This is a genomic window from Microcystis wesenbergii FACHB-1317 (genome assembly GCF_014696875.1).
Lineage (GTDB): Bacteria > Cyanobacteriota > Cyanobacteriia > Cyanobacteriales > Microcystaceae > Microcystis > Microcystis wesenbergii_A.
On record NZ_JACJQV010000166.1, the window covers coordinates 61,611 to 74,070 of the forward strand.

At 43.0% G+C, this 12,460-nt stretch carries 15 protein-coding genes, 1 tRNA gene and 1 pseudogene; 13 read left to right on the plus strand and 4 right to left on the minus strand.

The window, feature by feature from the left end; genetic code table 11:
• The first annotated feature begins 204 nt into the window (after positions 1-204).
• The 12 genes and pseudogenes from H6F92_RS15345 to rplA all read left to right on the plus strand — a co-directional run bounded on the left by H6F92_RS15345 (position 205) and on the right by rplA (position 9,536).
• Complete coding sequence (locus H6F92_RS15345) at positions 205-1,302, plus strand: HEAT repeat domain-containing protein (RefSeq protein ID WP_190358594.1); 1,098 nt, start codon at positions 205-207, stop codon at positions 1,300-1,302.
• Positions 1,299-2,363: pseudogene (locus H6F92_RS15350) on the plus strand (glycosyltransferase). Before H6F92_RS15345 ends, H6F92_RS15350 begins: the two are co-directional and overlap by 4 nt.
• A gap of 121 nt (positions 2,364-2,484) precedes the next feature.
• A complete protein-coding gene (locus H6F92_RS15355) occupies positions 2,485-3,330 on the plus strand; it encodes a TPM domain-containing protein (RefSeq protein WP_190358595.1) in 846 nt (281 codons plus the stop codon).
• Positions 3,331-3,384: 54 nt separating this feature from the next.
• A complete protein-coding gene (locus tag H6F92_RS15360; RefSeq protein WP_190358596.1) occupies positions 3,385-4,131 on the plus strand; it encodes a LemA family protein in 747 nt (248 codons plus the stop codon).
• A gap of 258 nt (positions 4,132-4,389) precedes the next feature.
• Positions 4,390-4,971 carry a type II restriction-modification system restriction endonuclease gene (locus H6F92_RS15365; RefSeq protein ID WP_242030151.1) on the plus strand — a complete coding sequence of 194 codons (582 nt, stop codon included), beginning with the start codon at positions 4,390-4,392 and terminating at the stop codon, positions 4,969-4,971.
• Positions 4,972-5,054: 83 nt separating this feature from the next.
• Positions 5,055-6,500 (plus strand): SAM-dependent methyltransferase, encoded by a 1,446-nt coding sequence (locus H6F92_RS15370; protein WP_190358597.1) that lies wholly within the window; start codon positions 5,055-5,057, stop codon positions 6,498-6,500.
• Between the two features lie 326 nt (positions 6,501-6,826).
• Positions 6,827-7,189: a 50S ribosomal protein L19 gene (gene rplS, locus H6F92_RS15375; protein WP_002738040.1), complete on the plus strand. Its 363-nt coding sequence runs from the start codon at positions 6,827-6,829 to the stop codon at positions 7,187-7,189.
• Between the two features lie 101 nt (positions 7,190-7,290).
• Positions 7,291-7,363 (plus strand) — tRNA-Trp (locus H6F92_RS15380).
• Between the two features lie 124 nt (positions 7,364-7,487).
• Positions 7,488-7,724: a preprotein translocase subunit SecE gene (gene secE / locus H6F92_RS15385; RefSeq protein WP_002765998.1), complete on the plus strand. Its 237-nt coding sequence runs from the start codon at positions 7,488-7,490 to the stop codon at positions 7,722-7,724.
• The gene (gene nusG / locus H6F92_RS15390) at positions 7,721-8,338 is read left to right on the plus strand and encodes a transcription termination/antitermination protein NusG (RefSeq protein WP_190358598.1); all 618 of its coding nucleotides are present in this window, start codon (positions 7,721-7,723) and stop codon (positions 8,336-8,338) included. Before secE ends, nusG begins: the two co-directional genes overlap by 4 nt.
• 3 nt (positions 8,339-8,341) lie before the next feature.
• Positions 8,342-8,767, plus strand: coding sequence for a 50S ribosomal protein L11 (gene rplK / locus H6F92_RS15395; protein WP_002735897.1), 426 nt, complete (start codon positions 8,342-8,344; stop codon positions 8,765-8,767).
• A gap of 55 nt (positions 8,768-8,822) precedes the next feature.
• Positions 8,823-9,536: a 50S ribosomal protein L1 gene (gene rplA / locus H6F92_RS15400; RefSeq protein ID WP_002796882.1), complete on the plus strand. Its 714-nt coding sequence runs from the start codon at positions 8,823-8,825 to the stop codon at positions 9,534-9,536.
• 72 nt (positions 9,537-9,608) lie between these two features.
• Here the strand turns inward: rplA and H6F92_RS15405 are convergent, their stop codons facing one another.
• Together H6F92_RS15405 and H6F92_RS15410 are read right to left on the minus strand one after the other, a co-directional pair.
• Positions 9,609-9,932, minus strand: coding sequence for a hypothetical protein (locus H6F92_RS15405; RefSeq protein ID WP_190358599.1), 324 nt, complete (start codon positions 9,930-9,932; stop codon positions 9,609-9,611).
• A complete protein-coding gene (locus H6F92_RS15410) occupies positions 9,898-10,185 on the minus strand; it encodes a BrnT family toxin (protein WP_190358600.1) in 288 nt (95 codons plus the stop codon). The genes H6F92_RS15405 and H6F92_RS15410 overlap by 35 nt, the downstream gene beginning before the upstream one ends.
• 540 nt (positions 10,186-10,725) lie before the next feature.
• On the opposite strand from H6F92_RS15410, the gene H6F92_RS15415 reads away from it, so the two are divergent.
• Positions 10,726-11,649, plus strand: coding sequence for a bifunctional riboflavin kinase/FAD synthetase (locus H6F92_RS15415; protein ID WP_190358601.1), 924 nt, complete (start codon positions 10,726-10,728; stop codon positions 11,647-11,649).
• Here H6F92_RS15415 and H6F92_RS15420 read toward each other — a convergent pair.
• On the minus strand, positions 11,646-11,918 hold the full coding sequence (locus tag H6F92_RS15420; RefSeq protein WP_002796884.1) for a hypothetical protein: 273 nt from the start codon (positions 11,916-11,918) through the stop codon (positions 11,646-11,648). The genes H6F92_RS15415 and H6F92_RS15420 overlap by 4 nt on opposite strands.
• Positions 11,919-11,924: 6 nt before the next feature.
• On the minus strand, positions 11,925-12,443 hold the full coding sequence (locus H6F92_RS15425; RefSeq protein WP_190358602.1) for a hypothetical protein: 519 nt from the start codon (positions 12,441-12,443) through the stop codon (positions 11,925-11,927).
• Positions 12,444-12,460: the final 17 nt, after the last annotated feature.

Genomic DNA, 12,460 nt, shown 5'->3' on the forward strand with positions numbered 1-12,460 from the left:
CAGAGATAACCCCGACTAAGTGCTAAACAGTGAACTCTATCCTCGCTCCTAGGCTGCCTACTATCCGTCCCACCCTGACCAGGGTCTTTTCCCAATCATCATGGTCTATGACCTATCTCTGGTGTTCACTGCTTGTCATTCACGGCTTTTAGGCTATCATATTTTTACCTCCCCCCTCCTAAACGCTTACATTAATTTAATTCTATGATCAAACCCAATTTCCTATTTTTGTTAGCTATCAGTGTGAGCAGTTGGGGTTATCATTTCCAGGCTTTACCCACGGCTAACGCCCAAACTCCACCTAGGTTAGAGCAAACCAAGACTGTCGCCACTTACGATCAGTTGATGAAAGCTGGTTACGAGGCCAAAATCCAAAAGAATTATCAACTCGCCCTAGAAAAATTTCAACAAGCTCTGGCACAACGTCCGAACGATAACTCCGCTCAAAGTGCGATCGCTGATACGCAGAAGTATCTAGGTCAAACTGGCACGGTTGCCAACACTGCCGCCAAAAATGAGAATTTGCCAATACCATTAATTGCTGGCTCGGCCCTGTTATCGATCGCTTTATTGGCAGCTTTACTATCGCTTTTCTTCCAATATCGTCCCAAGGGCAAAGCCTCAAAACGCCGCAAAAAGACAACTTACGTCAATCCTAAAAACCCACTCCACAACTTTTCTAGGAGCAATGGCAATTCCTTCGACGCGGACACCAAAACCGGCAGTGACATTAATGGCAATGGGGAAGACGATTTCAATACTTCTTTGCCCGTACAAGCTACCTCCCAGATCCCGAACGTAGACTTAATCCTGCGTTTAATTGAAAGTCTTCGCGATAACGATCCCCGTACCCGGAGACGGGCGGTTTGGAAGCTGGCACAGATGTCCGATTCTAGGGCAATGCAGCCTTTAGTCGATAGTATGGTGGATGGGGATTCCGTCGAACGCAGCTTAACCCTAGAAGCCCTCTCTCAAATCTGTACCCGCTCCCTGCGACCGATGAACCAAGCTTTGGCTATCTCTCTCCAAGATAAAAATCCGCAGGTGCGGAAAAATGCCATTCGCGATTTAACCAGACTCTACGATATCATGTCTCAGATCAGTCAATTAATTTGTCATGCCCTTGATGATTCCGATGAGGAAGTGCAAGAAACAGCACGCTGGGCAGTTAAACAGTTAAATCTGCAATTACCGCCCCGTTTAGAGATGGCTCCCCTGGAAACCACTGGTGAACCAGAAGATGATGATGACGTACAGGATACTTCCTTCACTGAAACCACACCGACTGAGGTGCAAAATTGAGTGGAAAACTGTTATTTCTCTCCACCCCCGTGGGATTTTTGGGTTCGGGGGGCGGCGGTGGCGTAGAATTAACTCTTTATAATCTCGCTCGCACTCTGACTAAGCAAGGGTATGCGGTGCGGGTAGTGGCTCCAGAAGCCTCGCAATTGCAGGATATACCCTTGATCACTATAGCGGGAAATGCCCAGATTTCCGCTCAAAGTCAAGACCGGGAAGCCCCGATTTTAATGCCCGAAAATGCCGTTTTGGCCAATATGTGGCACTACGCCCAACAGGTACAAAATGAGTACGATTTAATTGTTAATTTTGCCTAGGATTGGCTCCCTTTTTATCTCACTCCTTTTTTTGCCACTCCCGTCGCCCATTTAGTCAGCATGGCTTCCGTTTCTTTGGCGATGGATCATATTATTCAAAAAACCTACCGCAGTTTTCCCCATTTACTCGCTTTTCACACCGTCGCTCAAGCAGAAACTTTCTCAATATCTCCCCCCTATCGCTGTTTGGCTAATGGTTTAGACGTATCTTTGTATCAGTTTCGTGCCGATTCCTCCCCCTGTCTAGCCTGGGTGGGACGGATTGCCCCGGAAAAAGCTTTAGAAGATGCGATCGCGGCTTGTCAACGGTTGGGTGTCCCTTTAAGGGTTTTCGGTCATATTTCCGATCCTCTCTACTGGCAAAATTTACAGGATAACTATAGTTTCGATTTAGTCGATTATCGCGGGTTTTTGCCCACCGGGAGCCTACAAAAAGAGCTAGGCGACTGTTTTGGCCTGTTGATGACCCCGCGCTGGGTTGAGGCTTTTGGTAACGTGGCTATTGAAGCTTTAGCCTGTGGTGTTCCCGTAATTGCCTATCGTCGTGGTGGTCCAGTAGAAATTATCGAAGAGGGAAAAACTGGTTTTTTAGTTGAACCTGATAGTATCGAGGGATTAGTTACAGGAATTAAAAATTTAGACCGGATCGATCGATATTTTTGTCGTGCAGTAGTCGAGCAAAAATATTCCCTAGAAGCTTTGGCAAATCGAGCTATTAATTGGTTTGAAGAAATTTTTTGTCAGTGAGGGAGCAGGGTTTTTAGCTGGAGTCTAGTATAATAGAAGCAGGACGATGTTTCGAGAGTGCCTTTCTGTCATCACACAACAACAGAAAGGCACAAATATCTACTCACCGGAGGTTAAAGTCATGAAAGCTTTAGTAGTTAAACCTCATCCAGTTATTTGGCTCAGTTCGCTCTGCGTAGCTTTTTTCCTAGTTCCTTGTCCTGGCCTAGCTCTGACGGTTCAAGAAGTACCCAATCCTCGACAGGTTTCCGGGGGATGGGTGACAGATAAAGCCGAGATTCTTCAACCGGAAACAGAAACCCAACTGAACCAGATGATCGCTCGGTTAGAAGCCAAAAACGGAGCGGAAATAGCAGTGGTAACTGTACCGGAAACTGCTCCCGCCGCCTCTCCTAAAGAGTTTACGACCAACCTTTTCAACTATTGGAAAATTGGCAAAAAAGGCCAAGATAACGGCGTGCTATTTTTGATTTCAGTCAAAGACCGCCGCGTGGAAATTGAGACAGGATATGGAGTAGAGGGGATTTTACCCGATGGGAAAGTTGGCAATATTATCAAGACACAGATAACGCCGCGCTTCCGGCAAAAAGATTTTGATGGCGGGACTTTGGCAGGGACCAGAGCCATAATTGTCTCCTTAGAACCATCCTTGAGTAAAGAGTTGACTCAAGATACCCCCCAGAATAATAGCCGAGGAGTACATTTCTGGATGTGGTTAGGTGTTGCTATTGGCGGCGGTTTGGTTATTTTTTACCTGATATATCGGATTAGCCTCTATCTAATTAGCAGCGGCAGTATTTTTAGTGGTGGAGATAGCGGCGGCAGTAGTTTTAGCGGTGGAGATAGCGGCGGCAGTAGTTTTAGCGGTGGAGATAGCGGCGGCAGTAGTTTTAGTGGTGGAGATAGCGGCGGCAGTAGTTTTGGTGGTGGAGATAGCGGCGGCGGTGGTGCTGGGGACAGTTGGTAATGGCCGTTTGTGATCGAACACCGTGAATCTCTGGGAAATTTTCTAAGATTAGCCATGAACGACAAAGAAATTCGCATTCCTGAAGAAATTGTGCCAGAGGTGCTAGAACTTGCCTCGCGATACTATGCTGATTACACCCAGAGCTTCGCCGAGTCGGAATTAGTAGAGGCTGCAAAAGAAGTGCGGATTCCGGCTGAATTTATCCAACAAGCAATTCGGGAAGTTCAGAGGCAACGCCAGCAAAAGTTAGAGCGACAGAGGAAGGCGACACAACAACGCCAGAGATTGCTATCTGTGGGGGTAGGTATAATAGGGGTGATTGCGCTTTCGGGAATGTGGACATATAATACCCTAGTGAGTTCTGCCTCAAGAGTAAATGCAGCCTGGGCGCAAGTGGAAAACCAACTCCAGCGGCGTGCCGATCTCATCCCTAATCTCGTCAGCGTCACACAAGCATCTGCTCAACAGGAAAAAGCCTTAGTCACCTTGCTGGTGCAATCCCGTCAGGCATATTTGCAAGCACTAACCCCCGCACAAAAAGCCGCTGCTATCGCCAAAATCGATCAGGCGATCGCACGTTTCCACCAGTATGCCGCAACGAACCCGCAGTTACAGTCTAGCCAACTGTTTATCAACCTCCAGTACGAAATGGCAGGCACGGAGAACCGCCTAGCGGTGGAACGGATGCGATACAATCAGGCGGTACAAGCTTATAACCAGCAAGTCCAAGCATTTCCCACCTCGCTCCTCGCTAAAGCTTGGGGATTTCACCAGCAGTCCTTTTTCCAAGCCACGAAATGAAACCCTGATAGTATCGAGGGATTAGTTACGGGAATTAAAAATTTAGACCGGATCGATCGATCTTTTTGTCGTGCAGTAGTCGAGTAGTCCGGTTAAATCTAGCCTAGCATAAACTTTTCTATCGGGTTATCCCAGAAGGGTTAGGGATCAACCACAGAGACGCAAAGAACAGAAAGTCAAAACAGACTCGATATTAATTTTGCTTACTTACTTAAATAAATTTTTCTGCTAGAGTTGATTTTAAACCCTGTATTATCTATGGCAAAATTGACCCAAGAATCGTTATGTAACGAGGCGGCTGTCTTCTCAGCTTTGGAATCTCAACATCAAGAATCTTCACTCTACGGTGTTACAGATGGTAAAGCGATCGGAACTTACTTAGAACAAAAGTTTAAACTATTATATCTAAAAGAAAAATACAATTTTCTTGACGGTAATTCAGCTATTGGGATTGATTTTCCTGATTTGTTAGTAGATATCAAAGTAACCAGCATGAAACAACCTCAATCATCTTGTCCTTTTAAATCCGCAAGACAAAAAATTTTTGGACTGGGATATTCCTTAATTATTTTTGTTTATGAAAAGTTAGATGATAGCCTAAATCGTACTGCCAGTTTAAGAATTATCAGGACAATTTTTGTCAGTGCCGAAAGAACAGCAGATTTCCAGATGACTCGTGGTATTCGTAACATCTTAAACAATCAGGGAAACAAAGATGATTTAATTGCTTTTATTTTAGATAAAAATTTACCTGTTGATGAAATGGAAGCGGCCAATATAGCTGATGAAATTCTTGTTCATCCACCAGGGCAAGGTTTTTTAACTATTTCTAACGCCTGACAATGGAGATTACAATATACTAGGGTAATCGATCTTGCCGGTCAAGAAGAAGGATTAATAGCCATTTATAGAGAGAATTAGTAATGCAAGCTTCTCAGGTTAAAATTGAATATGGAGACTTTCAAACTCCCCCAGAGTTAACCGAAAAGATTTGTCAAAAATTATGGCAAATTCATGTTAAACCCGATGTTATTATTGAGCCAACTTGTGGTATAGGTAACTTTTTAAAAGCAGCATCACTTACCTTTAAAGAAACTGAAAAAATTCTTGGCTTTGAAATTAATCCTAATTATATCAATCAGATTAATCAAGATCGGCAAATATCCCAAGATCAAAGAATACAAGTTGAACAGAAGAATTTTTTTGATTGTGACTGGTATTCTCTGACTCAACCATGGTCAGAAAATATTTTATTCTTGGGGAATCTACCTTGGATAACCAACTCAAAACAAGGACTTATTAACGGAAAAAATTTACCCCAAAAAAGCAACTTTCAAGGCTATCATGGTTTAGATGCTATGACGGGAAGAAGTAATTTTGATATTTCAGAGTGGATGTTAATTAAGCTCATTGAATGTCTCGATCAACGTTCAGCTTATCTGGCAATTATCTGTAAAACAGCCGTATCTAGAAAAATTTTAAACTATATCTATACTCACAAAATTCATCTCGTTTACTCGGCAATTTATCCGATCAATACTCAAAAATATTTTCAAGCTAATGTAGATGCTTGTCTTCTGTTTTGTCAATTTGATTCTCATTCAGTAAATTATTTTTGTGATGTTTTCAATAGTTTTGAGGAAGGGGAATTTCAGCGCATTGGTTATCAAAATAATATCCTAGTCAGAGATTTAAATACTTTTACTAGATTAAAATATTTATATCATCGGCATCCTCAAGAAAAATGGCGTTCAGGAATTAAACATGATTGCTCAAAAGTCATGGAATTACAGTTAGTTAATGAAATTTTTGTCAATGGTTTAAAAGAAGTCGTTGATCTTGAACCTACCTATCTTTATCCTCTCCTTAAAGGTTCAGATGTGGCACAAAATCGCCTAGAGGTTATCAATAAATACATTTTGGTAACTCAGAAGTTTATCGGTGAATCTACAGAAAATATACGGGATATAGCACCAAAAACTTGGCAATATTTAGTTAATCATAAAAATTATTTTCTGGATAGAAAGAGCAAAATTTATCAAAATCAGCCAGACTTTTGTATATTTGGTGTGGGTTCTTACAGCTTCTCTCCTTTTAAGATTGCCATTTCTGGACTTTATAAAAAACTAAATTTTAACCTTATATTACCCTATCAAAATCAACCCGTTATTTTCGATGATACTGTTTACTTTTTAAGCTTCGATGATTTAGATACCGCTCAAAAAACTTTACAGCTTCTCAATTCTTCTTTAGGAAAAGAATTTTATTCATCCTTGATATTTTGGGATGAAAAACGACCAATAAAAACTCGTATTTTAAATAGTTTAAATTTATCGGTTTTAGCCGAGAAGTTGTTATCCTATAAGTAGGCTTTAATTTTAGCTGCCTTAATCTCCCATCCTGCGGGATATTTTATGATCGGGTTTTGATCACACACAGGGGTCAATAAGTCAATAAATTTGTCTTGATAATTTACAAAACGATGGCAACCTGAAGAAGAAAAATTACGGGTTTTAACTGACAGCGTTTCTCATAAAGATTAAGATGTCCGCCACGAATAAGGAAAAATGGTACTAGGGGATTGATTGGCAAGATGGGTGGGTTGGGGGATTTGTCAGTAATCAGTGAGGGGAGTGCTATCCCTTTTACTCAAAAAATATGGTATGATGGGAAATTGTCAGTTTTACGAAAGCCGATGAAAACGGAAGAGATTATCAAATCAATCGAAGCCGAGTATCTCAAGAGCGATCTGCCCATTATCCATGTCGGTGACACGATCCGGGTAGGGGTGCGAATCGTCGAAGGAGATAAAGAGCGGATTCAGCCCTACGAGGGCATCGTCATCGCCAAACGCCATGGCGGTATCAACGAAACGATTACAGTACGCAAAGTCTTCCAGGGTGTGGGAGTAGAAAGAGTCTTCCTGCTCCACTCGCCGCGGGTTGCCAGTATCAAGATCATCCGTCGTGGTAAAGTACGTCGGGCGAAACTCTACTATCTGCGCGATCGGGTTGGCAAAGCCACCAGGGTACAAGAACGTTTCGATCGCCCTCTCTAAAAAATTTCCGGCGACGGCCTAACCAAGAAAGTTGCACAATCGCCAATAACTACGCTATAATAAATAAGGGCCTTAAAAAAGCCAAATCGTTTAGCGAATGGGCGCTCTTAGTTCAGTTGGTAGAACGCAGGTCTCCAAAACCTGATGTCGGGGGTTCAAGTCCTCCAGGGCGCGTTTGGTAATCACCAAGCCGATAACTGCAAAAGACATGATCTAAATGTCTGGGGGTTAGTGTGGGTTGTCCGGTGAAAATGATAAGTTAAGGATAGCCTGAGTATCATTTTAAGGAGTAGCGATCGTGGCCAAAAAAGAAACCCTAGAAAAAGACACGAGCGACAAGAAAGAGGGAAGCTCTTTTCAGGTCAAGGAATTCGTCAATGAAACCAAAGAAGAACTCGCCAAAGTCGTCTGGCCTTCCCGTCAGCAACTTTTGAGTGAATCGGCGGCCGTGATGTTAATGGTGACTTTGGTAGCCACTCTCATCTATCTGATTGATAAATTCTTTGCCTGGGGTGCGGGGAAGGTGTTCCCATGAATCTAGAAGAAGAGCAGTTTCCCGAAGAACTCAATCTTAGCGGCCTACCGAAAAAACCCCGTTGGTATGCCGTGCAGGTGGCTTCCGGTTGTGAGAAACGGGTCAAAGCTAATTTGGAACAGCGCATCCACACCCTCGATGTGGCCGATCGCATTCTGCAAGTCCAGATTCCCCAAGCGGCCACCGTCAAAGTCCGCAAGGATGGTTCACGGCAACACGGTGAGGAAAAAGTCTTCCCCGGTTATGTCCTGATCAGAATGATCATGGATGATGACGCTTGGCAGGTGGTCAAAAACACCCCCCATGTGATCAACTTTGTTGGGGCCGAACAAAAGCGGCGCTACGGACGCGGCCGCGGTCACGTCACCCCGCTACCCTTAAGTATGTCCGAAGTCGATCGCATCTTCAAACAAGCTCAGATTCAAGAACCCGTCGTCAAAATCAATATGGAAGTTGGCGATCAAATCTTGGTTCTATCTGGTCCATTTAAGGACTTTGAAGGGGAAGTGATCGAAGTTAGTCCCGAGCGCGGCAAACTCAAGGCCCTGCTCTCCATTTTTGGTCGGGATACCCCGGTCGAATTGGAATTTAATCAAGTCGAAAAACAAAACTAAATCATGGCTAAAAAAGTCGTCGCAATTATTAAACTAGCTTTACCTGCTGGTAAGGCTAACCCTGCTCCTCCCGTGGGTCCTGCTTTAGGTCAACACGGGGTGAATATTATGGCGTTTTGTAAAGATTACAACGCTAAAACCGCCGATCAGGCTGGGATGATCATCCCTGTGGAAATCTCCGTTTTTGAGGATCGTAGTTTTACCTTTGTCCTCAAAACTCCCCCCGCTTCCGTTCTCATCCGCAAAGCGGCCGGTGTGGAAAGAGGTTCCAACGAACCCAACAAGAAATTTGTCGCCACCATTACCCGCGACCAATTACGGGAAATCGCCCAAACTAAAATGCCCGATCTTAACGCTAACGACATCGAAGCGGCCATGAATATTGTGGCGGGAACGGCCAGAAATATGGGTGTCAAGATCTCAGACTAAATCTTATTTCGGGGAGAAGTTAAGCTTCGTTATTACCCAAGGAGCAACAAATCAGATGGTAAAAAAAGTTTCACGACGTTTGCGAGATGCCCAGGCTAAGGTAGAAAATAAAGCCTACGAGCCATTAGAGGCACTGACATTATTAAAGGAATTAGCGACGGCGAAATTCGACGAAACCGCCGAAGCTCATATTCGTTTAGGTATCGATCCTAAATATACCGACCAACAACTGCGGACAACGGTAAGTTTACCCAAAGGAACCGGACGCACGGTGCGAGTAGCGGTCATTACTCGCGGGGAAAAGGTACAGGAAGCGAACAACGCCGGGGCCGATATCGTTGGTTCGGAAGAATTAATCGAAGAAATCGCCAAGGGGATGATGGATTTCGAGGTTTTGATCGCCACCCCCGATATGATGCCGAAAGTGGCTAAATTAGGTCGTCAACTCGGTCCGCGGGGTTTAATGCCTTCACCGAAAGGGGGAACCGTAACCACGGATTTAACGGGGGCAATCGCTGAGTTTAAAGCGGGTAAATTGGAATTCCGGGCCGATCGCACCGGGATCGTTCACGTTCAATTTGGTAAAGCTTCTTTTAGTGCTGAGGATCTGTTAGTTAATTTGAAAGCTTTACAGGAAACGGTGGACAGAAACCGTCCTTCCGGGGCCAAAGGTCGTTACTGGCGTACAGTTTACGTTTCTTCTTCTATGGGGCCATCGATTCAAGTGGATATTAGCGCGCTGCGGGATCTGAAATTAGCAGAAGGTTAATGACAGTTATTTTTTCTGAAAAAGCCTCCAAGGGATTGGGGGCTTTTTTTTGGGATTTTATCTATTCTAAGATCATTGATTTTCATTTTTGGGTTTTTCTATAATCAATACAGCATGATATTGTCCTTCTTTTAAATTTGAGGGAACTTGTACGGTTAATTGACCTTCATTGTTAACGAATGCTTCAACTTCAATGGTTTTCATGTTAACATATCTCTCTTCATTTTCTGCTATAATCTTAATGGTAGAAGTATCCTTATCTGCTAAAGACTGAGCATACTTTCCTCTCACTGCACTTTTTACATGAGACTCCGTTAAAACCTGAGAATAATCATCTAACATTTCATCATCGTTGATGGGATCATTGATTACTTTGTTCATAGATTTTTCTTTCATGTTTATTTACTCTCCTAGCACTAATGATTATGATGTTTCCTTGTCTTTCAGTATGAACAACTAAAAGCAAGCGGTTTTGAATAGAATAACCAATTGTCAAAAAACGATCTTCTAAGATTGAATGAGTGGGATCATCTAAAGTCAAAGAATAGGTATCTTCAAAGACAGTTTTGGCCTCATTAAAAGAAATATCGTGTTTTCTCAGATTTGTCTTAGCTTTGTCTTCATCCCATTCAAAATTAGTCGTCACCATCTCAATTATACACAATAAATAAAATAAGTGGTATAAAAATCGCCCACCTTACTAAGTACCTAAGCAAAATTAATTACACATATCTAACCACCTCTTGCCTCCTGCCTTTTGCCTTTTGCCTATCTTCACTAGGAAATTAATTTTGCACGACTACTTATGGTAAACCGTTAGTTAACTAAAGTGCGATCACCTTTCGCTAGATACTTCTGGGATCGCTCTATGATTAGCAACAGGATTAGAACCAAAGAAACAAAAACAAGAAACTTATGCTTGATTCAGATTGGGAAACCACAACAGCACGAAGAACAACCAAAGACGACCAAAACAAGAACGAACTGAACAATTAATGAATGCTTGTAATTGGGAATGCCTGGCCGATCGCACCGGGATCGTTCACGTTCAATTTGGTAAGGCTTCCAAAGGTCTCCAAGGGATTGGGGGTGTTTTTTTGGCTTGATCGCCCGATTGATATAGAATCAAAAGGCTACACTCAAGATTAATCGCTTGAATTGTTCTCTTGTATCTGTTCTTAGAGCCAGCGTGTGGATTGTAGATTCCCCTAATACCCGTATTTTAGCCCCCTGTGCGATCGCTCTTGGTAACTTTGATGGTTTGCACCTAGGTCATCAAACCGTCCTACAGCCAATTTTTCAGGATGAACCCGCTTATCCCACCGTTGTTAGTTTTACTCCCCACCCGCGGGAATTTTTTACGCGAGAAAAATGGCAATTATTAACTCCTCTAGGGGAAAAGGTGGAGGTTTTAGAGAATTTAGGCGTTAAACAATTAGTTTTACTGCCTTTCTCTGCTCAATTAGCTTCCCTGACACCCTTGGCTTTTGTCGAACAGATTTTAGTAGAAAAATTACAGGCTAAATCGATCAGTGTTGGTCAAGATTTTCGCTTCGGTTATCGTCGTCAAGGTACAGCCGAAGATTTATTACAGATCGCCTCTCAATTTAATATTAAAGTCGAGATTGTTGCTTTAAAAAACTGTGAGGCGGGTCGGATTAGTAGTTCCCTAATTCGTCAAGCTTTGGCAGCAGGAAACGTTGAGCAAGCTGGGCAAATGTTAGGTCGTCCCTACAGTTTAACTGGTCGCGTGGTCATCGGGCAACAGCTGGGCAGAAAATTAGGTTTTCATACCGCTAATCTACAGGTTCCTCCCGATAAATTATTGCCGCGATTCGGGGTTTATTGCGGTTGGGTGCCTCTTGATGGTTCTCGCTTACCGGCAGTTATGAATATCGGTTATCGTCCCACGATCGAGGGAAAAACTATCAGTGTGGAAATCCATTTATTGGATTGGTCGGGCTATGTATATGATCGCATTTTAACGATGGATTTAGTGCAATTCCTGCGACCAGAACAGAAATTTAATTCTCTCGATCGATTAAAAAATCAGATCGAGATAGACTGCGATCAATCTCGATTAATTCTAACTTCTGTAACTGACAATTCCTAATATTTTTGGTATTCTCTTTCCACTTTACCCACCGCTTTCAATAAAGGAGAATCGAGGGAATCGATCCAATCAGCTACTTCTCGCGCTAATCCTAGGGTAACAATGCCTTGAGACGGTGGTAATTGACCAGCTAACGCCTGACTTTTGATGGTTTTCAGGACAGAAATTAAACCCTCAATCTGAGTCAATATTTCTGTTTCCCGCATCTGTTCGGCCACGGTAATAGCTTGGTCAATTGATTGAACTAATTCCCTTATTTTCGTTTCCATAATATTCTAGTGACACCAAAGAGATGTAAGCGTTAGTCCTCGCCCCTCTCCCCATTGTATATTGGCATCTCGCGAGTCTTTAATAAAAGTTTGCTGACCACCACCGTGATAACAATAAGGTGGATTCTGGGGGGCGACAATTCCTTGATAAACCGTTGTTCCCGCCGGCAAAGTCACCGATACTACTTTGGTCGCTTGATTGGGAGGATTCCACTTTTGATCGAGGGCTAAATTTCTGATCGCCTCCACATTGGTGGCATATTCATCCGTGGTCAGAAAACGACCTTTTTTGCTATTTTCGTCACTATAATAACGGAAAAAAGTCTGGGGTTTTTCTAGGGTAACTGCCTGACATTCACTATTGCGAAAAGTGATGGCAATATCTGGAGGAAGAGGACAGGAAGGAGCCTGATCTTGAGCCAATATTTTCCGAGAATTGAAAGTAAAATTTTCGGGTAAACTATTGGTTAATGTACTGGCAGCGATTCCTAAAACAAGACTAAAAACGAGCGAACTGGCTTTCATCTTCACTGATTAAGAGA

What these genes read in the sequence shown, in the direction of transcription:
- H6F92_RS15345 (WP_190358594.1), top strand. Translation starts at nt 205, where the DNA reads ATGATCAAACCCAATTTCCTATTTTTGTTAGCTATCAGTGTGAGCAGT.
- H6F92_RS15355 (WP_190358595.1), top strand. Translation starts at nt 2,485, where the DNA reads ATGAAAGCTTTAGTAGTTAAACCTCATCCAGTTATTTGGCTCAGTTCG.
- H6F92_RS15360 (WP_190358596.1), top strand. Translation starts at nt 3,385, where the DNA reads ATGAACGACAAAGAAATTCGCATTCCTGAAGAAATTGTGCCAGAGGTG.
- H6F92_RS15365 (WP_242030151.1), top strand. Translation starts at nt 4,390, where the DNA reads ATGGCAAAATTGACCCAAGAATCGTTATGTAACGAGGCGGCTGTCTTC.
- H6F92_RS15370 (WP_190358597.1), top strand. Translation starts at nt 5,055, where the DNA reads ATGCAAGCTTCTCAGGTTAAAATTGAATATGGAGACTTTCAAACTCCC.
- rplS (WP_002738040.1), top strand. Translation starts at nt 6,827, where the DNA reads ATGAAAACGGAAGAGATTATCAAATCAATCGAAGCCGAGTATCTCAAG.
- nusG (WP_190358598.1), top strand. Translation starts at nt 7,721, where the DNA reads ATGAATCTAGAAGAAGAGCAGTTTCCCGAAGAACTCAATCTTAGCGGC.
- rplK (WP_002735897.1), top strand. Translation starts at nt 8,342, where the DNA reads ATGGCTAAAAAAGTCGTCGCAATTATTAAACTAGCTTTACCTGCTGGT.
- rplA (WP_002796882.1), top strand. Translation starts at nt 8,823, where the DNA reads ATGGTAAAAAAAGTTTCACGACGTTTGCGAGATGCCCAGGCTAAGGTA.
- H6F92_RS15405 (WP_190358599.1), bottom strand. Translation starts at nt 9,932, where the DNA reads ATGAAAGAAAAATCTATGAACAAAGTAATCAATGATCCCATCAACGAT.
- H6F92_RS15410 (WP_190358600.1), bottom strand. Translation starts at nt 10,185, where the DNA reads ATGGTGACGACTAATTTTGAATGGGATGAAGACAAAGCTAAGACAAAT.
- H6F92_RS15420 (WP_002796884.1), bottom strand. Translation starts at nt 11,918, where the DNA reads ATGGAAACGAAAATAAGGGAATTAGTTCAATCAATTGACCAAGCTATT.
- H6F92_RS15425 (WP_190358602.1), bottom strand. Translation starts at nt 12,443, where the DNA reads ATGAAAGCCAGTTCGCTCGTTTTTAGTCTTGTTTTAGGAATCGCTGCC.